The sequence below is a fragment of the Kitasatospora aureofaciens genome (assembly GCF_019192735.1).
Taxonomy (GTDB): domain Bacteria; phylum Actinomycetota; class Actinomycetes; order Streptomycetales; family Streptomycetaceae; genus Kitasatospora; species Kitasatospora aureofaciens_A.
Genome location: NZ_JAHTKP010000013.1, coordinates 1 through 26,864 on the forward strand (window position 1 = coordinate 1; position 26,864 = coordinate 26,864).

The following is a 26,864-nucleotide window of genomic DNA, read 5'->3' on the forward strand; positions in this document are numbered from 1 at the left end:
GGCGGCTCCCGCGAGCTCGCGGGAGCCGCCGCTCCATGTGGGTCAGGCGGTGAAGTGGTCGAACTCGCCGGCCTTGGCGCCGCGGATCCAGGCGTGGAGCTTGGTGCGGGTGGTGGTGATGATGGTGGAGGGATCATCGGATTCGCGGATGTAGATGAGGTCGCCGTCTGTGGCGATCTCGACGCAGTTGGCGTTAGTGCCGCTGAAGCTCGACTTCTGCCAGGCGTACTGGCTCATGGCTACCTACCTTGGATCGTGTAGCGAACGTGCTGGATCAAGCCCGACGAGTCGCGAAATGCCGGCGACGGCGTGGGCTTGGTGGCGTCCAGCGGAGGTAGTGCCAGGTTCGTGAGCTGGTCGAACTTCCGCCGGAACACAGCCACTCCTTCAGGATCGCCCATGAAGAATGACCCGTGCGGGTGTTCTAGCAGCACGGTGTCCAGCCGGGGATGTTGACCTGCGACCAGCATGAACGGGGTATCGGTGTCCGCGTACACGGTGCAGTCGAATGGAAGGATCTGAAGCGTCACATGAGGCAGCTGCCCGACCTCGATGAGGTGGTTCAGCTGATCCCTCATCACTCTCGGCCCGCCGTAGTTCGTCCGCAGCGCTGCTTCGTGGATCACAACCCGGAGCGGTGGCGCGTTCTCAGGGTCCAGGACCTGCTGACGCTTGCGGCGGAACTCGACCTTCTTCTCGGCGTATTCGAGGATGATCTCGCTGTAGGCCTTGGTTTGGAGAAGACCTGGGATCAGGAAGGTCTCGTAGTTGTCCAGTGCCGTAGCGCTCGCCTCGGCCTCGGCAAGGTCGAGGGCAGTGGGCTTTACGAGGCCCCTGTAGCTCGTCCACCAGCCCTTTCCTGTGCTCTCGCTCATCGCGATCAGGGCGGCGCGGTAGTCCGGGTCGGTGACTCGGCAGGCGTTGAGCCAGATATGCAGGCGGTCAAGGTTGAGACTCAGTCGCCCGGCCTCGGTGTGGCTGACGGCAGGCCCCTTCATGCCCATCATCGCGCCGATCTCCGGTGCCGACACGCCTGCGGCATCGCGTAGACGGCGCAACTCCTCGCCGAAGCGGCGCTGTCGGTCGCTGACATCGGCCCTGAGTCCCACGTGCGTGCCTCCTTGCGAGGGCGGCTATATCTCTACTGGCAGTGTAGGTGAGATTACAGTTTGTGTTGCATCATTGGACCATCTCCGTTACGGTCGGATCACGCACCGTAGCTCCGGTGTGTCCCCTCCTCTACACCGCTGGGAGATTCCCCATGTGTAACCCCATGCTCAACTCCCCCTCCCTCACCGTGGCCCGCGAGGCGTTGCGCGAAACGATGGCGTGCGCCGGGTACGACTCCTCCGCCATCGGTGACGCCGAGCTCGCGCTCGTCGAGCTGATCGTGAACGCCTGGCGGCACGGTGCCACCGCCGCGCCCATGGTCCTCGTCGTCATTCTCGACGGCACGCTCCGCGTGACCGTCGCCGACCGCAGCTCCGCCCTCCCCGAACAGCGAAAGCCCAGCGGGCTCGCGGAGTTCGGGAGAGGGCTCCAGCTGGTCGAAGGCCTGACCGACCGCTGGGGCGCGGAGCCGCAGAAGCTCGGCAAGCGCGTCTGGTTCGAGTTGGACGGCGTCGCGTGAGCGCCCTCCACCCCATCCACCCCGCCGACCCGGCCATCCGCCACCTCGCCGGCCGGCAGATCACCGAGCTGATCGTCGAACTCCGGACCGAGGGCCGCGAGTTCGGCCTCCTCTGGCCCTCCGCCCAGCCCGGCGAGACCATCCTCAACGGCCGCGTCCTCGTCGCCATCGGCAACATCCCGGCCAGCACCGTGATCAACCTCCTCGCGCTCATCCGCGAGTACAAGCGCCACCGGAACCGACCGTGACGGGCATGCTGGTCCTCATCCTCCTCGCCGCCGCCGTCGGTGGTGTCTGCCAGGCCCGTTCCCGGCGGCTGCGGGACTGCCGCGACCGGGCATAGGTGCCAGACATGGCACGCGGGCCCCGGCCGATCGGCCGGGGCCCGCCCACGCAGTGATGAAGAGTCAGGCCTTGAAGAACTCCAGCAGGTCCGCGTTCAGCTCGTTCTTGTGGGTGATGAAGAGGCCGTGGCTCGCTGTCGGGTACTCCTTGTAGACGTTGTCGGGGATGAGCTGGGCCGTGCGGCGGGCGGTCACGTCGATGTTGGCCGAGGAGTCGGCGGCGCCGTGGATGATCAGGGTGGGGACGGTGATCTCGCGCAGGCCGGGACGGAAGTCGGTGCGGAACATCGACTGGAAGAGGTGCAGCGACGCCCACGGGGAGGCGGAGAGGCATTGGCCGATCATCCAGTCGATGGTGGCCGGCGAGACGTCGTTGCCGAGGTGGGTGGCGAACCAGACCTGGGCCTGGCGGGCGAACCACTGCGGACGGTCGCTGCGGAACGCGGCGGTGAACGCGTCCAGTGCTGCCTCCGGGGCGCCGCCCGGGTTGTCCTCGGTGCGTAGCAGGAAGGGGAGGGCGGCCGAGACGAAGGCGGCCCGGGAGACCCGCGACTCACCGTGGCGGGCCAGGTAGTGGGCGACCTCCGCGCCGCCCATGGAGTGGCCGACCAGGATGGCGTCGTGCAGGTCGAGGTGCTCGATCAGGGCGGCCAGGTCGTCGGCGGTGGTGTCCATGTCGTAGCCGGTGGACGGGCGGTCGGAGCGACCGTGGCCCCGGCGGTCGAGGGCTATGCAGCGGTAGCCCTGCTCGACGAAGAAGGGGATCTGGTACTCCCACATGTCCGCGTTGAGCGCCCAGCTGGCGACGAAGACGATGGGCCGGCCGGTGCCGTAGTCCTCGTAGGCGAGCCTGGCCCCGTCGTTGGTGTCGAAGAACGGCATGTCGTGGCTCCTGGTCGTGAGTGCTGGCGAGTGTTGACGGGCCGGGTGGTGCTCCCGTGGTCGGTGGTCACGAGTATGGGCCAGGAGCGGTGAGGTGCGAATCAGTCACCTATCAGTACTCTGAGGGGACTTGGCCGGTCGTTTCGGTCATGTCAATTCGTGCGAGTCGTTGTGCTATTCCATTGGGGCGTCAGTCGTTCCTACACTGAAGCCCCGCGCACGGGGGCTGCGGGAACCAGGTTGCCGACGGGCCCGGGGGAGGCGCGTGTGAACGACCGTGGCTGGGACGAGGACGACGCCCGGCCGTACTTCTTCCTCTCCTACGCCCACACGCCGAAGGCCGGCGCGCGGGGGGCGGGCGACCCGAACCACTGGGTGCGGCAGCTGTACCGCGACCTCTGCGAGGCCGTGCTGCAACTCACCACCGTGCGGGCCGGGATGCCGGTGGGGTTCATGGACGAGTCCATGCACCAGGGCGAGTTGTGGGCGGAGCGGCTGTCGGAGGAGCTGGCGACCTGCCGGGTGTTCGTCCCGCTGTACTCTCCGCGCTACTTCAACAGCGTGCCGTGCGGGCAGGAGTGGTACGCGTTCACCCGCCGGCCGGTGTACCCGGCGAACATCGATTCGGAGCGCACCAGCGGAATCGTGCCCGTCCTGTGGGCGCCGATGAGCCGCTACCGGCTGCCCGAGGTGGCCAGCGAACTGCAGTTCAACCACGCCGGGTTCGGGCCGGACTACGCCACCGAGGGCCTGTACGCGCTGATGAAGCTCACCTACTTCCGGTCCGCGTACGAGCTGGCCGTGCACCGGCTGGCGGCGCGGATCGTGCAGGTGGCGGAGGAGACGGTGATCCCGGTCGGGCGGCGGCTCGACTTCAACGGGCTGCCGAGCGCGTTCAACGTCACCGCGCCGACGAAGCAGCTGCGGATCTCCGTACTCTCCTACCATCAGGGCGAGTTGCCGGAGGACCGCAGCCCCGACTTCTACGGCGCCAAGCGTACCGACTGGCATCCGTACCGTCCGGCCGGCTCCCCGATCGCGCAGCACGCGGTGCGGCTGGCCCGGCAGTTGGGATTCCAGCCGACCGTGCACGAGTTCGACGACGAGGCCGAGGCGATCATCGGCGGCGAGGCCGCCGCACCCGGCCTGCTGCTCCTGGACCGGTGGGCGCTGCGCGACGAGCGGCGCCGCGAGCTGGTGCGGCGCTTCGACCGCGCGGACGCCACCTGGGTGAGCGTCCTGGAGCCGTGGAACCTGGACGACCCGGAGTGCGAGGACCAGGAGCGCGAACTCGGCGAGCTGAGCGACCGGACGCTGCGGATCACCCGCCGGGCGAGCCGGCCGAGCTTCCTCGGCGCGACCGGCGGATCGTCCGGACTGGCCACCCTGGACGAGTTCGACGACGCGCTGCCCCGGGCCGCGATGAAGGCCAAGTACGCCTTCGAGGGCCGGACCCGGGCCGAGCCGGAGGATCCGCCGCCACCGCGGCCCAGCCTGCGGGACGCGTTCCGGCGTGATTCGGGTTCGGATCCCTTCGACCGCGAGAACCACCTGGACCGCGAGAACCACCTGGACCGCGAGAACCACCTGGACCACGAGAACCACCTGGACCACGAGAACCACCTGGACCACGAGAACCGCCCCAACCACGAGAACCACCCAGACCGTGACGACCCCGACGACCCCGGCTACCGGATGGCGCCCGTGGGAGGACCCAGATGAGTGACAACACCACCAGGAACCTCCGCATCGGGGGCCTCACCGTCGCCGACCTGGCCGCCCAGCGCGAGGCCCGGCGCCAGGCGGAGGAGCAGGACCGCGAAGGCCGGATCATCACCTTCTACTCCTACAAGGGCGGCACCGGGCGCACCATGGCGCTCGCCAACACCGCCTGGATCCTGGCGGCCAACGGCTTTCGGGTGCTCACCGTGGACTGGGACCTGGAGGCGCCCGGCCTGGCCAAGTTCTTCCACCCCTTCCTGGACCCGGCCTCGCTCGCCGGCACCACCGGGATGATGGACCTGATCGCCGAGTACCGCGAGGAGGCGCTGCGCCCGGTCGAGCACGCGGAGGGCTGGCACCTCGACTTCGCCCGGGTGCACCCGCACGCGCTGTCGCTGTCCTGGCCGCTGTTCCCGCGCGGCGGCAGCCTGGACTTCCTGTCGGCCGGCCAGTTCAACCGGGACTACTCGGAGGCCGTCACCCACCTCGACTGGGACATCTTCTACGACCGGTTCGACGGCGGGCAGTTCTTCGACGCCCTCAAGGCCGACATGGCCAAGCGCTACGACTACGTGCTGATCGACTCCCGCACCGGCCTGTCCGACATCGCCGAGATCTGCACCGTCCAGATGCCCGACGACCTGGTGGTCTGCTTCACCCTGAGCGACCAGTCCATCGACGGCGCCTCCCGGATCGCCCAGCACATCCACGACCGCTACCGCGACCGCGGCATCCGCATCCTGCCCGTGCCGATGCGCATCGACGAGGGCGAGAAGGAGAAGGCCGACGCCGGCCGGGCGCTCGCCCGGGTCCGCTTCGACGGCCTGCCGGCCGGCCTCAACGGCGAGGAACTCGCCCAGTACTGGGGCTCGGTGGAGATCCCGTACCGGCCGTTCTACGCCTACGAGGAGATCCTCGCCACCTTCGGCGACCAGACCGGCACCCCCACCTCGATGCTCGCCGCCTGCGAGCGGCTGACCTCGGTGATCACCGAGGGCCGGATCACCGGGCTGCCGCCGGTCGACGAGGAGGTGCGGCTGCGCTACGTGGACGCGTTCACCCGCCGCCGCCCGTCCGTGCCCGCCGACCTCTACCTGTCCTACGTGCCCGAGGACCGGATGTGGGCGGACTGGATCGAGTCCGTGCTGACCCGGGCCGGCTTCCGGGTGCTGCCCCGGGACCTCAGCGCCGGCACCGACCCGCGCGAGGAGACCGAGCGCGGCATCGACGCCGCCTACCGGACGGTCGCCGTGCTCTCGCCCGCCTACCAGCGCTCGCCGCAGGCCCGGGCGCTGTGGGAGTCCGTGGTCAGCTCCGACCCGTCCGGCACCCGGCGCCAGCTCGTTCCGGTCCGGGTCGGCGACGTCCGGCTCACCGCGCCGTTCAGCAACCGCAACCCGGTCGACCTGGTCGGCCGCGACGAGGCGCAGTCCGTGCAGACCCTGCTGCGCGCGCTCGGCCGCGGCGACGTCGCGCTCGCCGAGCCCGCCAGCGGCGGGCCGCGCTTCCCCGGCAGCAAGCCGTCGGTGTGGGACGTGCCGCCGCGCAACCCCTCCTTCACCGGCCGCGCCGCCGTCCTGGAGCAGCTGCGCAACCAGCTGCGCGGCGGCATGGCGGCCGTGCTGCCCACCCCGCAGACGCTGTACGGGCTCGGCGGCGTCGGCAAGACCCAGGTCGCGCTGGAGTACGCGCACCGCTTCATGTCCGACTACGACCTGGTGTGGTGGATCGACGCCGAGCAGACCGAACTCGTCGCCCCGGCGCTCGCCGACCTCGCCCGGCGCCTCGGCCTGCGGGTCGGCGACTCCGTCACCGAGGCCGCCGAGGCCGCCCGCGAGGCGCTGCGCCGCGGTGTGCCCACCTCTCGCTGGCTGCTGATCTTCGACAACGCCGACGAGCCGGCCGAGATCCGTCGGTTCTTCCCCGGCGGCTCCGGCCACATCCTGGTCACCTCCCGCAACCAGGCCTGGAGCGGGCACGCCGAGGCGCTGGAGGTCGACGTCTTCACCCGCGGCGAGAGCGTCGAGCACCTGTGCCGGCGGGCCCGCGGACTGTCCCGCCCGGACGCCGACCGGGTCGCCGAGGCGGTCGGCGACCTGCCGCTCGCCGTCGAGGTCGCCGCCGCGTGGCTGGACACCACCGGCACCCCGGTCGAGACGTACGTCGCCCAGCTGCACGCCGAGGCCGCCCGCGCGCTGGCCGTCGCCCGCCCGGCCGACTACCCGACCCCGGTCGGCGCCACCTGGAACGTCTCGATCGGCCGGCTGCGCCAGCAGTCCCCGGCCGCCGTCCGGCTGCTCCAGCTGTGCGCGTTCTTCGCGCCCGAGCCGATCTCGATGAACCTGTTCTACAGCGACCAGATGATCCGGGCGCTGGTGAGGTACGACGCCGACCTCAGCGACAAGTTCATGCTGGGCAAGGTGATCCAGGCGATCGGCCGGTACGCGCTGGCCAAGGTGGACGCCGGCAGCAACAGCTTCCAGGTGCACCGGCTCGTCCAGGCGGTGATCCGGGCCGAGATGAGCGACGAGGAGCAGGAGGTCGCCGTCCACGAGGTGCACCGCATCCTCACCGGCGCCCGGCCCGTCCTCGGCGACACCGACGACCCGGCCAACTGGCCCGCCTTCGACGAGATCTGGCCGCACCTGTCGCCGTCCAAGGCGCACAACTGCGACGAGGCGGACACCCGGCAGCTGCTCATCGACCGCGTCCGCTACCTGTGGAAGCGCGGCGAACTCGACCGCGCCCGCGACCTCGGCCACGCGCTCGACACCGAGTGGACCCGCAAGCTCGGCGAGGGCGACCGGCAGACCCTGCTGCTGCGCTTCCAGCTCGCCAACGTCCTCCGCTCGCAGGGCAACTACGCCGAGGCACTGGCCCTGGACGAGGACACCCTGGAGCGTCAGCGGGAGCTGCTCGGCGAGCACCACGCGTACACCCTGATGACCGCAGGCTCGCTCGGCGCGGACCGCCGGGCGCTCGGCCGGTTCCAGGCGGCGCTCGAACTCGACCGCGAAATCCTGTCCCAGTTCCGCGAGTTGTTCGGCGATGACCACCCGCGCACGCTCGCCATGGCCAACAACCTGGCGATCGACTACCGGCTGGTCGGCGAGAGCGAACTCGCCCGCGAACTCGACCAGGAGACCCTCGACCGGCGCACCGCCGTGCTCGGCCCCAAGCACCCGTACACCCTCTCCACCAAGTCCAACCTCGCCCGCGACCTGCGCGAACTCGGCGACTACCAGGGCTCGGTGGAGCTCCTCCAGGAGGTCACCGCCGACCTCGGCGACGTGCTCGACCCCGACCTGCCGGAGAACCTGCGCAACGCCAAGTCGCTGGCCGTCTCGCTGCGCCGGATCGGCCAGCTCGCCGAGGCCCGCCGCATCACCAAGGAGACCTACGAGCGCTACCTGGAGCGCTACGGCGCCGACGCGCCCGACGCGCTCGCCTGTGCGCTCAACCTGGCCGCCGACCACAGCGCCTCGGGCGACAAGGAGACCGCCCGCGACCTGTGCGCCACCGTCTTCGAGGGCCACCGGCGGCTGTTCGGCGACGAGCACCCGTTCACCCTGGCCTGCGCCAACAACCTCGGCATCTACCTGCGCGGCAGCGGCGACGTCGAGGGCGCCATCGAACGCGGCCGGGCCACCGTCGACGGGCTGACCCGCTCGGTCGGTGCTGAGCACCCGTACACCCTCAACGCGGTGATCAACCTGGCCAACGCGTACGGGGAGGACGGCCAGATCCAGCGCGCCGAGGACCTGGGCCGCGCCGCCTACGCCGGCCTGTGCACCCGCTACACGCCCAGGCACCCCGACGCGGTCGCCTGCGAGGCCAACCTGGCGATCACCCTGCGGGCGGCCGGCCGGCACGCCCAGGCCGCCGAACTGCGGGCCCGGTCGATCGCCGAGCTGATCCGGCAGTTCGGCGAGGAGCACCCCAACACGATGTCGGCGCGCGGCTGGAAGCGGATCAACCGCGACCTCGAACCGCAGCCGGTCTAGCGGGCGGGGGCGGGTACGCTGCGGGCCTATGAGCGAGCAGCCCCCGCCCCCGGTCCTGGTCACCCGCCGTCTTGCGCCCGGGGTGATCGAACGGCTCACCGCACACCACGCCGTCACCTGCCACGACTCCGACCAGTCGATGCCCCGGCCGGAGCTGCTCGCCGCCGTGCGCGGCCGGCGGGCCGTCCTCACCACCCTGGGCGACCGGGTGGACGCCGAGTTCCTGGACGCGGCCGGCCCCGGGCTTCGGATCGTTGCCAACCACGCCGTCGGCCACCACAACATCGACCTCGCCGCCTGCGCCGAACGCGGTGTGCTGGTCAGCAACACCCCCGGCGTGCTCACCACCGCCACCGCCGACATGACCTGGGCGCTGCTGCTCGCCGCCACCCGCCGGCTCGGCGAGGGCGAGCGGCTGCTGCGCTCCGGGCGCCCGTGGGTGTGGGCGCCCAACCTCCTGCTCGGCCTGGAGTTGGCCGGCACCCCGCTCGGCATCCTCGGCATGGGCCGGATCGGGCAGGCGGTCGCCCGCCGGGCCCGGGCCTTCGACATGCCGGTCAGCTACCACAACCGCAGCGAGCTGCCGCCCGAGCAGGCCGACGGCGCCACCTGGAAGCCCCTGGACGAGCTGCTCGCCACCTCGACCGTGCTGGTCGTCACCTGCCCGCTCAGCGCCGCCACCCGGCACCTGCTGGACGCCCGGCGGCTGGCGCAGCTGCCGCGCGGGGCGGTGGTGGTCAGCATGACGGCGGGCGTGGTGGACGAGGAGGCGCTGGCGGCGGCGCTGGAGTCCGGCGCACTGTTCGCCGCGGCCGTCGACAACTTCGAGCACGAGCCGGCCGTCCCGTCCGCGCTGCTCGCCCAGGAGCGCGCCGTACTGGCTCCGCACCTCGGCAGCGCCACCGTCCGGACCCGGCAGGCGATGGGCGGCCTCGCGGTGGACAACATCCTGGCCGTGCTGGCGGGGAACGAGCCTGTGACGCCCGTGAAGCCTTAGCCGGCCGCCCACGCCAGGGCGGTGGTCAGCACCCGGAAGGCGCCGAAGTGCGCGGCGCCGGGCTGCAGGAAGAGCTCGGCGCCCGGGATGTGGTCGGCCAGCCAGCGGGAGTGGTCGACCGGGGAGAACTGGTCGTCCGCGCCGTGCCAGAGCCAGCTCGGCACCGCGATGTCCTCGACCTTGAAGCCCCAGTCGGCGGTGAACGCCAGCACGTCGTCGATCCAGCCGTCGGCGCCGTGCCGGAACGCCTCCCGGTAGTTGCTCTGCAGCATCCGCCGCAGCCCGCTGTCGGCCACCACCTCCCGGTCGGCGGGCGACAGTTCGGGCCGCAGCCCCTTCAGCAGCCGGACCGGGTCGCTCTTGATCTGCTGGGACCGGAACTCCATCGCGTCCGCGATCCGGTCGTGCCCGCGCTCGGCCTCCCGGTAGGCGCGGACGTTCGACGGGGTCATCCCGGCGTACCAGTCCAGGCCGGTCGCGTTCCGCGGCGCCAGACCGACGAGTACCGCCACCCGGGTGACCCGCTCCGGCAGCAGCGCCGCGCAGGCCAGCGCGTGCGGGCCGCCGCCCGAGCGGCCGAGCACCGCGAAGTCCCCCAGCCCGAGGTCGTCCGCGATGGTCCGCACGTCCGCCGCCGCCGCGCTCACCCGGCGCCCCGGCAGCCGGGTCGAATCGCCGTAGCCGGGCCGGTCGTACGAGATCAGCCGCACGCCCAGCCGGTACAGCACCGTGCTGCGCGGATGCGGGCCGACCCGGCTGCCGGGCATGCCGTGCAGCAGGAACACCGGACGGCCGCGCGGGTCGCCCAGGGACTCCACGGCGAGCGCGCGGCCGTCCGCCGACTTCACCATCCGTAACGACACGCGCGGCCTCCTCAGTGGTCCCGGATCAGTGCTCCCGGGTCAATGCTCCCGGTCGGTGGTGGTGCGGATCTCCCGGCGGGCCTGCCAGGTGGTGTGCTCGCGGGACACCGCGTCCTCGGCGTCCCGGGCCAGCCGGGCCCAGATCTCCTCGGCGTCGGCCGACTCCAGGTCCAGCGCGGTCAGTTGGTGCCGGATCAGCTCCAGCTCGTCGGCGGCCAGCCCGTACGCGGCGGCCAGCGGCGCGTACTGCCGCAGCTGCGCCCACGCGGTGACCGAGGCGGCCACCGCCGAGACCGTGCCGAGTGCGTCGTAGGTGAACGCGCCGAGCGCCCGCAGCACCGCCAGCACCAGCCCGAGTGCCGGGAGCACCACGCCCAGCACGCCCGTCCAGTGGCCGGCCCGGGCGCAGTAGCGGGACTTCGAGCGGTACCACTCCTGCTGCACCTGGATCCGCTCCCGCAGGTACACCTCGCGGCGCACGGCGAGCGGCTGCTCGCGCAGGCGGCGCATCGCCTCTGTGATCCCGGCGAGCTCCGTGCCTCTGCCCGGCCCGATCACCCGGCTGCCGCGGAATGCCCCCAGCACCCGGCCGAGCTGGAAGCGGTACAGGCCCTCGGCGTCCGGCAGGGTGCGCGGCGGCGGCCGGTAGGCGTCGGCCCGGACGGCGAACTTCCAGGCCAGCGTCTTGACGGACTCGGCGGCGGCCCGGCCCTCGTACCAGAGGCCCTGCGGGTTCTGCCGGCTGATCACCACGGCGAGGGCGATCGCGCCGAGGTAGGCGACGGCGGCCGGCCAGGCCCACGGCGCGCCGTCGGCGGATCCGGTCGCGGCGGCGACGGCGAGGAGGATCAGCTCCCAGGCGGAGAGGACGACCGAGCGGCGCTGGCCCTGCAGCGAGGCCGAATCGGCGGTCCAGAACAGCTCGGGCAGCAGATCGCGCTCCCGCACCCACCCGGTCCGCCCCGCACCCGACGCCATCTTCGGCCCCCACCCGTCGCTCCGGTCGCACCGCTCTCCTGCCCCGACGCGCTCCCGGGTACGCCTGCCGCCCGCCCGGGCCGCCCGCAATGGCCGGGAAGCCCCGGTGGTTGTCCGGCGGGCGGCCGGGCGGCGCTGACCGTCAGTACGTGTAGAAGATCCGCTCGGCGTTGTCGCTCATCTGCTTGATGTTCCACTCCGTCCCGCCCGGCACGTTGCCCGAGCGGAACAGCGGCGGGGCGTCGCCCGTGCCGGCCGCCGCCGCGTCGGCCAGGCGGCCGACCGCCGAGGCCACCACGGCCTGCATCAGCGCGCTGGTGACGATGGTGGAGACCGGGCCGAACGTGGTCTCGGCGGCCGGGTGGGTCAGCTCGCCGTCGCCGACCGCGATCTTGCTGTCCAGCACCACGTCGCAGTTGTCCTTCAGATACGTCCCGGACGGGTGCGCCGAGGGCACCTCGCCCGGGTAGGCGAGCGAGGTCACCCCGATCACCTTCAGGCCGCGGTCCCGGGCGTACCGGGCCAGCTCGACCGGCATGATCTGGCGGCCGGACAGCGAGATCACGAACAGCACGTCGCCCGCCGTCGCCGGGGTCAGGTCCAGGCTCGTGGTGGCCAGGCCGGAGACCCGCTCCAGCGCGCTGGCCAACGGCGCGGGCATCACCGTCACCCCGGCCATCCCGGGGACGTTCAGCAGGTTCACCGGGACCAGCCCGCCGGCCCGGTAGACCACGTCCTGGGCGGGCAGCGAGGAGTGCCCGGCGCCGAAGGCGAAGACCCGGCGGCCCTCGGCGATCGCCTCGGCGAGCAGCGCGGCGGCGGCCTCGATGGTGTCGGCCTCCTCCTCGCGGACCCGCTGGAGGTGGGCGATCGCGGCGTCGAAGTACCGGCCGACCAGGTCGTTCATCTGTTGCCTCCGCTCTCTGCCGGTGAGGGAGCCGGCCGGGTGGGACGGCCGGGGTGGTCCAGACCGCCAGTGGAGAAAGCTACGGCGAGCACCGTGGTACCTCGGCGGCACCGCTGTCAACAGGAACGAAAACCGGTATCGGAAGCACCTGCGCGGGCCCGGTTGTCGGCGCGGTACGTCAGAATTGGCGGTGAGGACACCGAGGAACGGAGCCAGCGGCGATGTCTGGGCTGATCGACACCACAGAGATGTACCTTCGCACCATCCTGGAGCTGGAGGAGGAGGGCATCACCCCGATGCGCGCCCGGATCGCCGAGCGCCTGGAGCAGAGCGGCCCCACGGTCAGCCAGACGGTCGGCCGGATGGAGCGCGACGGGCTGCTCCAGGTCGCCGGGGACCGTCACCTGGAGCTCACCGAGGAGGGCCGCCGGCTCGCGGTGCGCGTCATGCGCAAGCACCGCATCGCCGAGTGCCTGCTGGTCGACGTGATCGGCCTGGAGTGGGAGCAGGTGCACGAGGAGGCGTGCCGCTGGGAGCACGTGATGAGCGAGACGGTCGAGCGCAAGGTGCTCGCCATGCTCGGCCACCCGACCCAGTCCCCGTACGGCAACCCGATCCCGGGCCTGGACGAGCTGGGCGACGCCAAGGCCGAGGGCGAGGGCTTCGACGCCGCGCTCGTGCCGCTGGACTCGGTCAAGCCGGGCGAGGACGGCGCCAGCGTCATCGTCCGCCGGATCGGCGAGCCGATCCAGACCGACGAGGACCTGATGCGCACGCTGCGCCGGGCCGGGGTCCGGCCGGGCTCCACGGTCAAGGTGAGCACCGGCGTCGGCGGCGTCCTGGTGGGCACCGGCGAGAACGCGGCGGAGCTGGGCAAGGACATCGCGCAGCACGTCTTCGTCGCCCAGGCCTGAGCGGCAACCGAACGAAGAACAAGTGCGACGAGAAGGGCCCGCTGCTCCCCGTGCAGCGGGCCCTTTCGCCTCCCCGTCCCCTCCGGTTCCCCTCCGTCCCCCTCTTCCCTCCCGTCCCCTCCGCTCCCTCCCGGTTTCCCCTCCACCGCCCCGCCCGGCTTCCCCGTCCGAGCGTCCCTTCCGGCGTCCCCTCGCACCGCAATTCCTCCCCTCGGCCGATCTTGGTAATCCTTGAGCGCTGTCACTCGTACGAGGGGCTTTCACGGTTGAGCAGCGGGTATTTCCTGGCCTTATCCGCACATGCGTATGACGGGCCCTGTCTCCGGTGGGAGACAAGGCCCGTCACTCGTGCGCGTTGTGTCGCGCGGCGCGCGCCCTCACCCGATAGGCGTAGAGCGGCCGTTAGGGGGGGGCGGCGACTCCGCCTCAGCGCACAGCCGCCGCCGGCTGCGCGGGCTGGGGGTGGACCGCGGGAGCCTCGCGCCCGCACGCGTACGCCAGCGGGCTGATCAGCTCGGCGGCGTCCGGCAGCCAGCGGTTGAGCGCGGAGGGGGAGCGGGCCCACTGGGCGTACCCGGTGCTGCCGATCCGGGACGGCGGGGCGACCGTCCAGTCCCCCTCGCCGCGGGCGACCAGGTCGAGCCGGCCCGGCGGCCAGCCGAGCTTGCGGAGCATCTCCGGCAGCTTGGCCGCGACCCCGGGCAGGACCAGGAAGTGCAGCCGCCGGCCGACCCGTCCCGGCGAGGCGGGCAGGACCACGACCGGGCCGAGCTGCAGATCCATCCGCTCCATCCGGGCCAGCGCCAGGCACCCGGCCGTCTCCGGGACGTCCAGGACGTCGAAGGAACGGCCGGTGGGCAGCAGGATGGAGGCCTGCGGCCGCTCGGTCCACCAGCGCCGTACCGCCCCCGGCCCCGCGCTCGCCTTGCGGGCCCAGTCCGCGTCCAGCGGGTGGGCGCCGGGCAGCGGGCAGCGCGGGTCGCCGCAGGAGCAGCGGGCGGGGCCGTCGCCGTCGATCAGCCAGGCGCCCGGGGCGACCTCCCAGTGGCGGGATTCGGCGTAGCTGACGGCTTCGATGAGCAGCGGGGGCAGTCCGGCGTTCTTGCCCTGGTCGGGGGAGTCGGGGATGTCTTCCACGCGGTGCTCAACTACCGTGTGTGAGGCTGGTTACGGCCCGGCGGAAGCCGGTTGGGCGCATCATGGCAATGTCACCCGATCGGGTAGCTCAACCGAGTTGGAGCGGGCGGGGGCGGGCGCAGTGGGGGCGCACAGGAGCATTTCCCAGGGCGCGTGGGGGGTGCGGTTCGTCACCGTGGGTATCCCGCTGGCGTTGCTGATCGCTAACCTGGTGTCAGATTCCTTGGACGGTCGGACAGTCGGCAACAGATCAGCAGAATCGTCGCCCGCCGGCCGGGACCGGAGGGTGTGGGGAGGCGAAGCCCAATGGCCGCGAGACCACTCGTCGCACGACAGCCCAACGAGCGTCTGCAGCAACTGATCCAGGAGGCCAGCTGCTCCAACGCCGGCCTGGCCCGGAGAGTCAACCTCTGCGGCGCCGAGCACGGTCTGGACCTGCGCTACGACAAGACCTCCGTCGCCCGGTGGCTGCGCGGCCAGCAGCCGCGCGGCCAGGCGCCGGCCGTGATCGCCGAGGCCCTGGGGCGCAAGCTCGGCCGCGGCGTGTCGGTCGAGGAGATCGGCATGGCCGACGGCAAGAACCTCAGCTCCGGCATCGGGCTGCAGTTCGCGCCGACCCTGAACGGGGCGCTGGAGCAGGTCTGCGAGCTCTGGCGCAGCGACGTCGGCCGGCGGGACTTCCTGACCGGGGCGACGGTCGCCGCCTCCGCGCTGGTGGAGCCCAGCCGGGACTGGCTGATCACCCCGCCCGACCCGGTCGTGGCGCGCACCGGCGGCCCGCGGGTCGGCCCGACCGACGTGGCCGCGATCAAGGCGACCACGGCGATGCTGGTCGACCTGGACCACCGCTTCGGCAGCGGGCACGTCCGCCCGGTGGTCGTCCACTACCTCAACTCGGTGGTCTCCGGCCTGCTCGGCGGGGCGTACCGGGAGGAGACCGGGCGCCAACTCTTCGCCGCGGTGGCCCGGTTGACCGAACTGGCCGGCTACATGGCGGTGGACACCGGACAGCCCGGGCTGGCCCAGCGCTACTACATCCAGGCGCTCCGGCTGGCCCAGGCGGCGGACGACCGCGGCTACGGCGGCTACGTGCTGGCGGCCTCGATGAGCCACCTGGCGGCGACGCTCGGCAACCCGCGCGAGATCGCCCAACTCGCGCGCGCCGCCCAGGAGGGCGCCCGCACGGTGGCCACCCCGACGGCGATGGCGATGTTCTACGCCGCCGAGGCCCGCGGCCACGCCCTGCTCGGGGACGCCCGGTCCTGCGAGGCGGTGGCGGCCAAGGCGCTGCAGATGATGGAGAAGCGCCATCCGGAGGACGACCCGGACTGGATCGTCCACTTCGACGACGCCTACCTGGCGGACGAGCTGGCGCACTGCCACCGGGACCTCGAACAGGCCGGCCAGGCCGAGCACTACGCCCGCCGGGCGCTCGACCTGCACCCGCCGACCCGGGTCCGGCGGCGCGCCGTGGACCTCGTCCTGCTGGCCACGGCGCAGTTGCAGCAGCGCGACCTCGAGCGCGCCTGCGAGACGGGCGCGCAGGCGGTCCGGCTGCTGAGCGGGCTGCGGTCCAACCGGGGCGTCGAGTACCTGGACGAGTTCCGGCGCCGGCTGGAGCCGTTCCGGGAGCAGCGGGTGGTCCGCGAGTTCCACGCCCGGGCGGACGCGGAGGCCGCCTGATCACCGTCCGCATCACCTTCCGTCACGGCGCGTGTGGGGAGCGTGTGGGATGTCCCGCCCACGTGGTCACCGGGTTCGGCGAACCGGTAGCGTGGGCGCGACGTCCAAGGAACTGTGATGCTCCCAAGAACCGACGAGATGTGGTCCGCCGTCAGCGCGCGGTCGTGCACAGGTGAGGAATCGCGTTGAGCCAGCGCCGCTCGTACCCCAACTCGGGTGACTTCAACCTGGACGACCTGTTCCGCCCCGAGCCCGGCCAGCAGCAGGGCCAGCAGGCCCCGCAGGGCGGGCCGCAGGCCCACCCGGGCCAGCCGATGCCGCCGGTGGGGCAGCCGTCCGGGCAGCCGGAGTACCTCGGTGAGGGCGCGCACGCGCTGCCGACGCAGGCCATGCCCGCCCAGGGCGCCCCCTGGGGCACCGCCCCGCACCCGGGCGCGCCCCAGCCCGGTATGCCCCAGCCCGGTATGTCGCAGCCCGGCTATGGCGTCCCGCAGGCCGATCCGGCCCCGGAGACGCAGCACCTCCCGCCGTACCCGGCCGCCCAGCCCGGCTACCCGCAGCCCGGCCCTGCCTACCCGCCGCAGCCCGGCCCCGGCTACCAGGGCTACCCGCCGGCCGCGCAGCCGCAGCCGGTGGCCCCGGACTACTCCGGCCCCGAGTACCAGACCGCGGCCGTCCCGCTGCACGAGGGCCGCGGGAGCGGCCGCCCGTCCAACAAGCTGATCATCGGCGGGGTCGTGGCCGGCTGCGCGGCGGCCGGCATCCTGGTCGCCGTCCTGATGAGCAGCGACGACACCAAGAGCGGCAGCGACAAGAAGACCGCTCCGGTGGCCGCCACCAGCAGCGCCGCCCCCGGCCCGTCCAGCGCGAGCGGCTCGGCCTCCACCGTCGACCCGGAGGTCAAGGCGCAGGCCCAGCCGCTGTCGGACCTCCTCGGCACCGCGAGCGACAGCCGTTCGGCGGTGGTCGGCGCGGTCGGCTCGGTGCAGAAGTGCGACAAGCTGCCCGAGTCGCAGCAGGCGCTGACCGGGGCGGCCGGCAAGCGGCGCGAGCTGCAGACCAAGCTCGGCCAGCTGAAGACCGACAAGCTGCCCGGCGGCCCACAGCTGGTGGAGCAGCTCAACGCGGCCTGGACGGCCTCGGCGCAGGCGGACGACGAGTACGCGGCCTGGGCGTCGGACTCACAGGCCCCGGGCGCCTGTGGCAAGCAGGACAACCAGCACTACAAGAACGCCGTCGCGGCCAGCGGCACGGCGACCACCGCCAAGAAGCAGGCGGCCACCCTCTGGAACGCGATAGCCACCCAGGCCGGCCTGCCCTCCCGCAGCGACGGGGACCTGTAGCGATCCTGTGCAGAAGGGCGGGCCGGTCGCCGGCCCGCCCCTCCGCTTCACCCGTCAGGCGGGCGGCTTGCTCCCGGTGAGCACCCAGCGGACGTCCACGAACCCCGGTTGCTGCAGGGTCATCCGCCCGTCCTTCACCACCTGGTAGGTGACCCAGGTGTTCACCAGCCGCGGTGACTCGGTGCTGGGCAGCATGTTTGTGGTGCCCCAGTTCAACGGCGGCGTGAGGCCGACATCGATGCCCTCGCCGCTGTCCAGCAGCCCGGACACCGTCTTCGCGGTGACCTGCTTGCCGGCCGCGGTCAACTTGTCGGAGACCACGCGGAACACCTCGTACGAGACCCAGGTGGTCTGCACTCCGGGGTCGGAGACGTCGATGGTCCGGCCGCCGTCGGTGCGCACCACCGCGCGCAGCCCGTCCCAGGTCTTGGCCGACTCCGGTGGGTACCAGCTGGTGACGTACGCGCCGGCCAGCGGGCCGCCGTCGCCGCCGGTGGAGTCGACCACCGACTGCTGCACGCTGCCGATCACCGAGGCGATCTTCGTGTTCTTCGGCCCCAGCCGCCGGTAGGAGTCCAGCAGGTTGCCGGTCGGCTCGTTGCCGAGCGCGATGGTGAGGCAGTTGCCCGGGTCGTCCTTGCCGATCGCCTTGCGGACCACCCCGGAGTAGTCGCTGGACTTCTCGGGCGCCTTGACGTCGAGCATCTTGATCCCGGCCGGCTTGAGCGCGTTGGCCAGGTAGCCGAGCAGGTTGTCGCCGGCCGGGGTGTCCGGGCGGACCAGCGAGACGCTCTTGCAGCCGGCCTCGACCAGCTGGCGGCCGCTGCCGCCGATCAGCGCGGGCATGCCGCCGTCCACCGGGTAGGACAGCGGGCTGCTGAACTCCGGCTGGGAGATCCCGTAACCGCCGATCAGGGGGATGCCGGCGCGCTCCAGCACCGGCATGAAGTCGTCGCCGTACTGGCTGTACGATCCGATCACCGCGACGGCCTTGGCGTCCACCGCCTGCTGCGCGCAGGACTTGGCGCCCTCGGCGGTGTTGTGCTCGTTGCAGGTGAGCACCTTCAGCCGGCGTCCGTTCAACCCGCCCTTGAGGTTGACGTCCCGGCCGATCGCCTCGGCGAGCGCGGTCATGCCCGGCCGGTCGGCGGACCCGGTGCCGGCCGGGGCCCAGGTCATCACGGTGAGGTCGCCGGTGGTGGCGGAGGCGTCGGCCGGTCCGCCGCACGCGGAGGCCGAGAAGAGGGTGGGGAGCAGGGCCGCGGCGGTGGCGGCCGCGGCGATCGGGCGGCGGCGTCGGCGCGCGATCTGTTGCTGAGCCTGGTGCTGAGCCTGGAACGAGTCCCTTCGGCGGGTCATCGGTCTTCCCTCTCTGGGGCGCCCTTCGGCGCACCGGACCCAGCCAAGCCCGGGCGCCACAAGCCGAGAGGGCCGAAATGCGAATGGTCGGGAAACGGAAACCGAACTCCCGGTGAGTACGCGTGTAGATCGGGAGTGGAGCACGAACAGCCGGGGAACGTACGATCGTTCTTCATGTCCGCCAGCACAGATTCTTCGCACCGGTCTGCCCGAAACCCTTCTCGTCCGGGCCACCGCTCCAGCACCATGGGCGGCATGCCGCTCAATGACCTGCCCTGGTGGCGCTGGCGAGCCCGACTGCGCTCGGCGCTGCACATGCTGTCCGACCCCGGCTTCCAGCAGGAGACCTGGCTCACCGGCCGGGAGGGGTACGGCGACGTGACCGACGCCGTCTACCGGCTGGTCGAGGACACCTGGCTGGACCGCTGGTCGGCCGAGAAGTACGTGGGCACGATCTTCCGCGACCAGGCCGAGGCCGCCCTGGTGGACGTCGCCGTGCTGCGGGTGGTCAGCCTGCTGCACGAGGTCGGCGCGGACGCCCCGGCCTCCGCCTACCTCGGCCACTCCGGCTGGCCGGAGGCCGTCCGCGCCGCCCGCGAGGCGCACGTCGCGCTGGCGGTGAACGACGGGGACGACCCGGACGCCCCGCCCAAGTCGCTGGACGTCCTGCGCATCCTGACCTCGGTCTGAGCCGGGGGCCCGTCGCGGGGTCCGTCACCGGGTGAGCGCCGCCGTCCCGCAGTACGGGCACCGGGACGGCGGCTGTCCAGGATGTGACACGCTGGACCATCCAGGAACGCACGAGCACAGGACGGGACAACCCCACGTGGAACAGCAGTCGGCCAGCGCCCAGTACGTCCTCACGCTGTCCTGCCCCGACAAGCAGGGCATCGTCCACGCGGTCTCCAGCTACCTCTTCATGACCGGCTGCAACATCATCGACAGCCAGCAGTTCGGGGACGGGGAGAGCGGGCTGTTCTTCATGCGGGTGCACTTCTCCGCCGCCGAGCCGGTCAGCGCGGACAAGCTGCGGGCCAGCTTCGCCGCGATCGGCGCCTCGTTCGGGATGGAGTGGCAGATCCACCCGACCGAGGAGAAGATGCGGATCATCCTCATGGTCAGCAAGTTCGGGCACTGCCTGAACGACCTGCTGTTCCGCAGCCGGATCGGCGCGCTGCCGGTGGAGATCGCCGCGGTGGTCTCCAACCACACCGACTTCCGCGACCTCACCGAGGGCTTCGGCATCCCGTTCCACCACATCCCGGTGACCAAGGACACCAAGGCCGAGGCCGAGCAGCAGCTGCTGGACCTGGTGGCCGAGGAGAACGTCGAACTAGTCGTGCTGGCCCGCTACATGCAGGTGCTCTCGGACGACCTGTGCAAGGCGCTGTCCGGCCGGGTGATCAACATCCACCACTCCTTCCTGCCGAGCTTCAAGGGCGCCAAGCCGTACCACCAGGCGCACGCCCGGGGCGTGAAGCTGATCGGCGCCACCGCGCACTACGTCACGGCCGACCTCGACGAGGGCCCGATCATCGAGCAGGAGGTGGCCCGGGTGACCCACGACATCACCCCGGACCAGCTGGTCGCGCTCGGCCGGGACGTCGAGTGCCAGGCGCTGGCGCGCGCGGTGAAGTGGCACAGCGAGCACCGGGTGCTGCTCAACGGCAGCCGGACGGTCGTCTTCGCGTAACGGCCTTCGCGCGGCGGCTTTTCGCGCAGTGGCCGCGCTCGGCCTCTCAGGGCCGGGACAGCAGCGGCAGCGCGTGCAGCACCTCGCGGATCGCGGCCCGGTCGCCGTGCTCGCCGACCGGCAGCCGGTCCGGGTCGCGGTGCGCGGCGGCGAGCTGGCAGAACTCCAGCCCGTCCAGCACCATCGAGGCCACCGGCTCGCCGCCCGGCGGTCCGCTCTGCCGATCGTCCGGGGCGGTTCCGTCCAGGGGTATCAGCCACTCGCCGGCCGCCGGTCCGTCGATCACCAGCCGTAGCAGCCGGCCGCCTCGTCCGTCCCGTCCGTCTGCGGGCGGCGCGGCCGGTGCCCCGGCGTGCTCGGGCCGGGCGGCCCGCAGGCCGGCCAGGGCGTGCGGGAGCATCCGGACCGCCAGATCCACCATCTGCCGCAGGTGCTGCGGCGCGGGCGGGGCGTACGGGTAGGCGACCGCGCGGGCCACGTCCTCGCCGTGCACGTAGCACTCGAAGGCGCGATCCACGAAGGCGTCGCGCAGCGGGACGGTGGCGAAGCCGTAGTCGACCGGGGTGTTGCCCTGCGAGGCCAGTACGGCGGTGCGGACGAGTTCGTGGGTCTGCCGACGCCAGCGGGCGCGCACCGACTGCGGCGGGCGCCCGGCCTGGTCGGCGGCCAGCCGGGCGGAGCGCTCGGTGATCCCGGCGAACCGGCCGCCCTGCGGCGGCACCCGGGGCGCCGACGGCACGGCGGCGGGCTCTTGCGGCGGTACGCGGCGCTCGGCGGGCGCCACGGCGCCGCCAGGGCCGGCCGGCACCGGGTCGGGCAGGCCGAGGGCGAGCGCCAGATAGCCGTCCACGGCGGCGAGATGGCACAACACCTCGGCCGGGCGCAGGTACTCCGTGCCGCCGTGCCACGGGAGCTCGACGACCTCCTGCCACTCCTCCGGGCCGAGGTCGCGCAGCAGCGCGTCGAGCTTGGCGGTCTCCGCCGAGTACGGCAACCCCCAGGCGGGGACGGGCAGTTCGGCCGGACGGCGGGCCAGGCACCAGTCGAGCACCTGCTGGCGCAGCGAGCCGGGCTGGTCGAGCGGTTCGTCGACGGCGAGCCAGCCGGCCGCCTCGCGCAGCCGGGCGGCCTCCTCGGCGCACTCCGAGCAGGCGCGCAGGTGCAGTTCGAGTTCGGCGGCCTCGGGCCGCGGGCAGGCGCCGAGGGCCCAGGCGCCGAGCAGTGAGCGCAGGGCGTCGTGCTGCTCCTCGGTGGTGGTCACGTGCCGCCGTCCCCGTCCTCGCCGCCCGCGTGTGCCGCGCACTGGCGGGCGCGCTCCTCGGCCAGTTCGGTGGCCAGCAGTTCCAGGCCGAGCCGCATCCGCTGCTTGGCGGCCTGCTCGCTGATGCCGAGCCGGCGGGCCGTCTCCTGGTAGGTGCGGCCGTCGTAGTACGTCACCGCGATGGTCTCACGCAGGCTCTGGGGCAGGGAGTCGACCACGTACTGCATGCGCGCGGCGGTGGCGACCTCGCGGATCTCGTCCTCGGCCGGCCCATCCGGCGCGTGGAGTTCGGCGGCCCGGCGCAGGCGCAGCCGGTCGACGGCGCGGCGGTGGGTGAGCGCGCCGAGCCAGGAGCGCAGCGAGCCCTGGGCCGGGTCGAAGGCCTCGGGGTGCTCCCAGACGTGGACGAAGATCTCCCTCGTGAGCTGGGCGGCGGCGGCCTGGTCGGCGAGGATCCGCCCGGCGAGGCCGTGCACCATCGGCGCGAGCTGGTCGTAGAGTTCGCCGAGCGCGGTCTCCTCGCCGCGGGCGAGGCGCCGTTGGAGCTGCTCGTCCCAGCGCGGGGTGCTGCCGGGGGTGGCCATCGGGCCGGGGGCGGCCATCGGAAACCGCCCTCCTGGCCTGGGGTTCGCTGCCGTACTCCACGGTATCTTGCGGCCCGTCGGCGGCGGGAGGATTCCCGAAGAAGGGACCCGGAGTTTCGGATCGTCACATGGTGGGACGTTCCGCTCGTGGGACGGTCCGGCGAAGCCGCTGTTCGAAGGCTGTTGGACATATGTCGCACGGGTGGTTCGCGAGTGGCGGGCCGGGTGTCGGGGGTGTCCGGCGGTAGGTTCGCCACTGCCGGTCCGGGCGGGTCGGCCGCGGTCCGGACGAGTGCCGGTGCGAGGCTCGCCAGAGTGAGCGGGACAGTATGCACTGCCGTGTCCCCCGATCGCTGGAATATGCCCGAAGCGCTTGCTGCGGTCCTTCCGCCCACCCATCCTGAGGCGTATTCGTGTCGCGGCCAGCACCGGGTGGGACGTGCGAGGGTCCGCCGGCCGGCCGAACAGGCCCGATCGGGACGATGGCCGAACTGCGAGTGCAGGTGGTGGAGCGGTGCAGGTTCTTCAAGTGCAGCTGGCGGTGCAGGCGGATCCCGCCGAGGTCGGCCGGGCCCGCCGGTGGGTGCGCTCGCGGCTGCTGAACCACGGGGTGGACCCGGACGCGCCGATGGCCGAGACGGTGGTGCTGGTGGTCTCCGAGCTGGTGACCAACGCCGTGGTGCACACCGGCTGTCCGGCCGTGCTGCGGCTCTGCCTGCCGGTGGACGAGGCGTCGGCGGGCTCGGCGTCGGCGGGCTCGGCGCAGGCCTGCCCGCTGCGGGTCGAGGTCGCGGACGCCAGCCAGGTGGCGCCGGCCCCGCGGCACGCCGGCGCGGACGCGGACGCCACCAACGGGCGCGGCCTGGAGCTGGTCGAGCTGCTCTGCGACCGTTGGGGCTGGTACCCGGACGGCTCGGGCAAGCGGGTCTGGTGCGAGATCGGCGCGGACGCCCGGCCGGTGGACCCGCTGGCGAGCGTGGACTGGGCAGCGCTCGCGCAGTAGCGCCGGGGAGCCCGTCACCAGGAGCGCCCGGGGCCCGTCGCGATCACCGGCCCTTCACGATCACCGGCCCTTCACGATCATCGGGCCGAAACCTGACGCAACCATTCCGAATTTCCGACAACCCATTGACGTGACGTATCCGACTGATCACGCTTGGGAACAGCTCTCCGTCGCGAGGGGACGCCGAGGGACACCCGAACGCCGCTGCGGTGCTGCCGTCCAGGGGGATGAAGTCGGCAGGGGGGCCGTGGACTGCCGGTCGCGGGTCGCTCCTCGGCGAGTGCGGAGAGCGGGTGCGCGGGTTCAGGGCCCGTGCGTTGCGATTGGGTGGCGGCCCGCCGTGCCGTGCTCAGGGTGCGTACGGCCCGCCGCCATCCAATCCGCGGTGCGGTTCGCCGTTCCGTTCCGCGCCCCGGCTGCGTTCCGTCTGCGCCTCGTTGGCGTTCCGGAGGGTCGGTTTCCGGCCACCCGATCAGACTTCTCCCAGGAAGCCCTCAGGGAGTTGGCCCGGCCTCAGGAAACCGCCCGGAAGGTCCGCCGGTAGGCGCTCGGCGCCACGTCGAGCCGCCCACGCAGCTGGAGCCGGAGCGAGGCCGCCGTGCCGAAGCCGGACTCCCGGGCCACCTGGTCGATGGTCAGGTCGGTGCGCTCCAGCAACTGCCGGGCCCGCTCGGTGCGTTGGACGGTGAGCCACTGGCCCGGGCTGCTGCCGGTCTCCTCGCGGAAGCGCCGGGTGAAGGTCCGCACGCTCATCCCGGCCCGGTCGGCGAGCTGGCGCAAAGCGAGCGGTTCGTCCAGGTGCTCCAGCGCCCAGGCGCGTACCGCCGCGGTGCCGGCGCCGCCGGTCTCCGCCGGGCTCGGGGCCTCCACGTACTGCTTCTGACCGCCCTCGCGCCACGGCGGGACCAGGCAGTTGCGGGCCACCGCGTTGGCGACCGCGCTGCCGTGGTCGCGGCGGACCACGTGCAGGCACAGGTCCACCCCGGCGGCCACCCCGCCGGAGGTGAGGATGTCGCCGTCGTCGGTGTAGAGCACGTCCGGGTCGAGCCGGACCCGGGGGTACAGCTGGGCGAAGCGTTCGGTGTAGCGCCAGTGCGTGGTGGCCGGGCGGCCGTCCAGCAGGCCGGCGGCGGCCAGCAGGAACGAGCCGGTGCAGATCGACATGAGCCGGGTGCCGGGCCGGATCCGGGCCAGGGCGGCGGCCAGTTCGGGGGTGAACGCGGCGTCGACGTTGGCCGGGCTGGAGTCGGCGCAGGCCGGGATCACCACCGTGTCGGCCCGCTCCAGGAGTTCGGGGCCGTGGTCGACGGCGACCCTGAAGTCGGCGCTGGTGGCGACAGGCCGACCGTCCAGCGTGCACGTGGCGACCTCGTAGAGCGGCTCGTCGTCCGGGCCCCTGGCACCGCCGAAGATGCGGGCGGGGATGCCCAGTTCGAAGGCGATCGCCCCCTCCAGGGCCAGGACCGCGACCAGATGCGTCATGTGCGTTCTCCCCCTCGGGCGTGTGGACCGCAGCCAGGGTACGCCGGGCCGTGGCCCGATTCTTGCTAAAGCTGGCATTCAGGCCACTCGTCGCGGCCGCGCCGGATCGCGACACTCGACCGCGTGACCGAACACGACGTCCTCGCCCCCACCCCGACCCCCACCCCCGACGCACCCGCCCGCCCCGCCCGGTTCCGGGTGCACTACGCCTGGGTGGTAGCCGGCGTCTCGCTGCTGGTGCTGCTCGGCTCGGCCGGCTTCCGCTCCACGCCCAGCCTCATGATGGACGCCCTGCACAACGAGTTCGGCTGGTCGCTCGGGACCATCTCCATCGCCACCTCCGTCAACCTCACCCTCTACGGCCTCACCGCCCCCTTCGCCGCCGCCCTGATGGACCGCTTCGGCGTCCGCCTGGTCGTGGTCTGCGCGCTGCTCACCATCTCGGTCGGCTCCGGGCTCACCATGCTGATGCGCGAGCCGTGGCAACTGGTGCTCTGCTGGGGCGTGCTGGTCGGCCTCGGCAGCGGCTCGATGGCCGGCGCCTTCGCCACCACCATCACCGGCCGCTGGTTCCGGGCCCGCCAGGGCCTGGTCACCGGCGTGCTGACGGCCGCCGGGGCGGCGGGCAACCTGATCTTCCTGCCGGTCGGCGCCTGGCTGGTGGAACACCACGGCTGGCGCTCGGCGGTGGTCGTGGTCTCGCTCGCGGCCAGCGCGGTCGCCGTCCCGGTCCTGCTGCTGATGCGCGAACGGCCCGCCGACATCGGCCTGTTCCCGTACGGCGCGACCGAGGCGCCGCCGGCTCCCGCCGCCGACAACCGGGCGCTCGCCCGCTCGCTGCGGGTCCTCCGGGACGCCGCCCGCACCCGGGCGTTCTGGCTGCTGGCCGGTTCCTTCGCGATCTGCGGCGCCACCACGGCCGGCCTGGTCGGCACCCACTTCATCCCGGCCGCCCACGACCACGGCATGCCGGTCACCACGGCGGCGAGCCTGCTCGCCCTGATCGGCGTCTTCGACGTGGCCGGCACCATCGCCAGCGGCTGGTTCACCGACCGCGTCGACTCCCGGCTCCTGCTGGTCGTCTACTACGCGCTGCGCGGGCTCTCGCTGCTCCTGCTGCCGCAGCTGCTCGCCGGCTCGCTGCAGCCGCCGATCCTGGCCTTCGTCATCTTCTACGGCCTGGACTGGGTGGCCACCGTGCCGCCGACCGTCGCGCTGTGCCGCCGGCACTTCGGCGAGGACGCGCCGATCGTCTTCGGCTGGGTCCTGGCCAGCCACCAGATCGGCGCGGCGGTGGTGGCCGGACTGGCCGGCCTCGCCCGGGACGCGCTCGGCAACTACGACCTCACCTGGTACGGCGCGGGCGCGCTCTGCGTGATAGCCGTCGGCCTCTGCCTCGCACTGCGCACCAACCATGGTGACCGGCCGGCGCCCGCCCTGTCGTAACGGACGACTAGGCTCCGCACCCATGACGCTCACCTTCACGTTGGACCCGAAGCCCGATCCCGACCTGCGCAGCGCGGTCGTCCGTCTGTGGGCCGACGTCACCAACGCCGGCGGTGCCGTCGGCTTCGTGGCGCCGGTCACGGAGGACGAAGTCTGGGACACCGCCGACCGCCAGTTCGCCGGCATAGCGCCGGACGGCCCGGACCGGCTGCTGGTCGCCCACGAGACGGAGACCGGCCGGCTGGTCGGTGTGCTCTTCTTCGAGTCGATGCGCTTCGACCTCATGGAGCACTGGCGGATGCTCAAGCGGGTCATGGTGCACCCCGACACCCAGGGCCGCGGCTACGGCGTGCAGCTGATGGCCGAGGCCGAGCGGGTCGCCCGGGAGTGGGGGCTGGCGGGTCTGCGGTTGACGGCGCGCGGCGGGCAGGGCCTGGAGCGGTTCTACGACCGCTGCGGCTACCGCGAGGTCGGCCGGGTGCCGGGCGCGATCCGGGTCGCCCCCGGGGACGACCGGGACGACATCACCTTCTGGCTCGACCTGCGCTGATCCGGGCAGCGGCGCGGCCGTGGTGGGCGGGGGCGGGCCGTGGCTGGCGGGGACGGGGCGACCCGTTCCCCGCGCTGCCCGT

At 72.6% G+C, this 26,864-nt stretch carries 24 protein-coding genes; 13 read left to right on the forward strand and 11 right to left on the reverse strand.

Annotation, left to right across the window (positions count from 1 at the left end; translation table 11 throughout):
* Positions 1-42 precede the first annotated feature (42 nt).
* A complete protein-coding gene (locus KV557_RS15745; RefSeq protein WP_218200618.1) occupies positions 43-237 on the reverse strand; it encodes a DUF397 domain-containing protein in 195 nt (64 codons plus the stop codon).
* A 2-nt stretch (positions 238-239) separates the two neighbouring features.
* A complete protein-coding gene (locus tag KV557_RS15750) occupies positions 240-1,109 on the reverse strand; it encodes a helix-turn-helix domain-containing protein (RefSeq protein WP_218200620.1) in 870 nt (289 codons plus the stop codon).
* A gap of 152 nt (positions 1,110-1,261) precedes the next feature.
* Here KV557_RS15750 and KV557_RS15755 point away from each other — a divergent pair, with 152 nt between their 5' ends.
* Both KV557_RS15755 and KV557_RS15760 read left to right on the forward strand, forming a co-directional pair.
* On the forward strand, positions 1,262-1,630 hold the full coding sequence (locus KV557_RS15755) for an ATP-binding protein (RefSeq protein WP_218200622.1): 369 nt from the start codon (positions 1,262-1,264) through the stop codon (positions 1,628-1,630).
* Positions 1,627-1,878, forward strand: a complete 252-nt coding sequence (locus tag KV557_RS15760) for a hypothetical protein (RefSeq protein WP_218200624.1) — start codon at positions 1,627-1,629, stop codon at positions 1,876-1,878. Before KV557_RS15755 ends, KV557_RS15760 begins: the two co-directional genes overlap by 4 nt.
* A 159-nt stretch (positions 1,879-2,037) precedes the next feature.
* On the opposite strand, the gene KV557_RS15765 is transcribed toward KV557_RS15760, so the two are convergent.
* Entirely contained in the window at positions 2,038-2,856 is an 819-nt protein-coding gene (locus KV557_RS15765) for an alpha/beta fold hydrolase (protein ID WP_218200626.1), read from the reverse strand.
* A 267-nt stretch (positions 2,857-3,123) separates the two neighbouring features.
* Here KV557_RS15765 and KV557_RS15770 point away from each other — a divergent pair, with 267 nt between their 5' ends.
* Genes KV557_RS15770 through KV557_RS15780 form a run of 3 tightly spaced genes read left to right on the forward strand, consistent with a single transcriptional unit; the run spans position 3,124 to position 9,579 of the window.
* A complete protein-coding gene (locus KV557_RS15770; RefSeq protein WP_218200627.1) occupies positions 3,124-4,578 on the forward strand; it encodes a TIR-like protein FxsC in 1,455 nt (484 codons plus the stop codon).
* Entirely contained in the window at positions 4,575-8,582 is a 4,008-nt protein-coding gene (fxsT, locus tag KV557_RS15775) for an FxSxx-COOH system tetratricopeptide repeat protein (RefSeq protein WP_218200629.1), read from the forward strand. The genes KV557_RS15770 and fxsT overlap by 4 nt, the downstream gene beginning before the upstream one ends.
* 28 nt (positions 8,583-8,610) lie before the next feature.
* Positions 8,611-9,579 (forward strand): 2-hydroxyacid dehydrogenase, encoded by a 969-nt coding sequence (locus KV557_RS15780; RefSeq protein ID WP_218200631.1) that lies wholly within the window; start codon positions 8,611-8,613, stop codon positions 9,577-9,579.
* Here the strand turns inward: KV557_RS15780 and KV557_RS15785 are convergent.
* The 3 genes from KV557_RS15785 to KV557_RS15795 all read right to left on the reverse strand — a co-directional run bounded on the left by KV557_RS15785 (position 9,576) and on the right by KV557_RS15795 (position 12,327).
* Positions 9,576-10,430, reverse strand: coding sequence for an alpha/beta fold hydrolase (locus KV557_RS15785; RefSeq protein WP_218200913.1), 855 nt, complete (start codon positions 10,428-10,430; stop codon positions 9,576-9,578). The genes KV557_RS15780 and KV557_RS15785 overlap by 4 nt on opposite strands.
* 51 nt (positions 10,431-10,481) lie before the next feature.
* Positions 10,482-11,390: a DUF4231 domain-containing protein gene (locus KV557_RS15790; protein ID WP_218200632.1), complete on the reverse strand. Its 909-nt coding sequence runs from the start codon at positions 11,388-11,390 to the stop codon at positions 10,482-10,484.
* A gap of 172 nt (positions 11,391-11,562) precedes the next feature.
* The gene (locus KV557_RS15795; RefSeq protein WP_218200635.1) at positions 11,563-12,327 is read right to left on the reverse strand and encodes an SIS domain-containing protein; all 765 of its coding nucleotides are present in this window, start codon (positions 12,325-12,327) and stop codon (positions 11,563-11,565) included.
* 221 nt (positions 12,328-12,548) lie between these two features.
* Between KV557_RS15795 and KV557_RS15800 the strand changes: the two genes are divergently transcribed.
* Positions 12,549-13,241, forward strand: coding sequence for a metal-dependent transcriptional regulator (locus KV557_RS15800; RefSeq protein ID WP_218200637.1), 693 nt, complete (start codon positions 12,549-12,551; stop codon positions 13,239-13,241).
* Between the two features lie 426 nt (positions 13,242-13,667).
* Here the strand turns inward: KV557_RS15800 and KV557_RS15805 are convergent, their stop codons facing one another.
* Positions 13,668-14,369, reverse strand: coding sequence for a bifunctional DNA primase/polymerase (locus tag KV557_RS15805; RefSeq protein ID WP_308129930.1), 702 nt, complete (start codon positions 14,367-14,369; stop codon positions 13,668-13,670).
* A 315-nt stretch (positions 14,370-14,684) separates the two neighbouring features.
* On the opposite strand from KV557_RS15805, the gene KV557_RS15810 reads away from it, so the two are divergent.
* On the forward strand, positions 14,685-16,061 hold the full coding sequence (locus tag KV557_RS15810; RefSeq protein ID WP_218200641.1) for a transcriptional regulator: 1,377 nt from the start codon (positions 14,685-14,687) through the stop codon (positions 16,059-16,061).
* A gap of 185 nt (positions 16,062-16,246) precedes the next feature.
* Positions 16,247-17,404: a hypothetical protein gene (locus KV557_RS15815; RefSeq protein WP_218200643.1), complete on the forward strand. Its 1,158-nt coding sequence runs from the start codon at positions 16,247-16,249 to the stop codon at positions 17,402-17,404.
* 54 nt (positions 17,405-17,458) lie between these two features.
* Here KV557_RS15815 and KV557_RS15820 read toward each other — a convergent pair whose 3' ends face one another.
* Positions 17,459-18,763, reverse strand: a complete 1,305-nt coding sequence (locus tag KV557_RS15820) for an ABC transporter substrate-binding protein (protein WP_218200645.1) — start codon at positions 18,761-18,763, stop codon at positions 17,459-17,461.
* A gap of 255 nt (positions 18,764-19,018) precedes the next feature.
* Between KV557_RS15820 and KV557_RS15825 the strand changes: the two genes are divergently transcribed.
* Positions 19,019-19,453, forward strand: coding sequence for an SCO4402 family protein (locus KV557_RS15825; protein WP_445156341.1), 435 nt, complete (start codon positions 19,019-19,021; stop codon positions 19,451-19,453).
* 136 nt (positions 19,454-19,589) lie between these two features.
* Positions 19,590-20,456 carry a formyltetrahydrofolate deformylase gene (gene purU / locus KV557_RS15830; RefSeq protein ID WP_218200650.1) on the forward strand — a complete coding sequence of 289 codons (867 nt, stop codon included), beginning with the start codon at positions 19,590-19,592 and terminating at the stop codon, positions 20,454-20,456.
* Positions 20,457-20,502: 46 nt separating this feature from the next.
* Here purU and KV557_RS15835 read toward each other — a convergent pair whose 3' ends face one another.
* Positions 20,503-21,717: a zf-HC2 domain-containing protein gene (locus KV557_RS15835; protein ID WP_308129920.1), complete on the reverse strand. Its 1,215-nt coding sequence runs from the start codon at positions 21,715-21,717 to the stop codon at positions 20,503-20,505.
* Positions 21,714-22,319, reverse strand: coding sequence for a sigma-70 family RNA polymerase sigma factor (locus tag KV557_RS15840; RefSeq protein ID WP_256177473.1), 606 nt, complete (start codon positions 22,317-22,319; stop codon positions 21,714-21,716). Before KV557_RS15840 ends, KV557_RS15835 begins: the two co-directional genes overlap by 4 nt.
* 496 nt (positions 22,320-22,815) lie before the next feature.
* Between KV557_RS15840 and KV557_RS15845 the strand changes: the two genes are divergently transcribed.
* Positions 22,816-23,304, forward strand: coding sequence for an ATP-binding protein (locus KV557_RS15845; protein WP_218200652.1), 489 nt, complete (start codon positions 22,816-22,818; stop codon positions 23,302-23,304).
* 513 nt (positions 23,305-23,817) lie between these two features.
* On the opposite strand, the gene KV557_RS15850 is transcribed toward KV557_RS15845, so the two are convergent.
* Entirely contained in the window at positions 23,818-24,786 is a 969-nt protein-coding gene (locus KV557_RS15850) for a GlxA family transcriptional regulator (RefSeq protein WP_218200654.1), read from the reverse strand.
* Positions 24,787-24,909: 123 nt separating this feature from the next.
* Between KV557_RS15850 and KV557_RS15855 the strand changes: the two genes are divergently transcribed.
* Positions 24,910-26,232: an MFS transporter gene (locus KV557_RS15855; protein WP_218200656.1), complete on the forward strand. Its 1,323-nt coding sequence runs from the start codon at positions 24,910-24,912 to the stop codon at positions 26,230-26,232.
* 22 nt (positions 26,233-26,254) lie between these two features.
* A complete protein-coding gene (locus tag KV557_RS15860; RefSeq protein ID WP_218200658.1) occupies positions 26,255-26,782 on the forward strand; it encodes a GNAT family N-acetyltransferase in 528 nt (175 codons plus the stop codon).
* Positions 26,783-26,864: the final 82 nt, after the last annotated feature.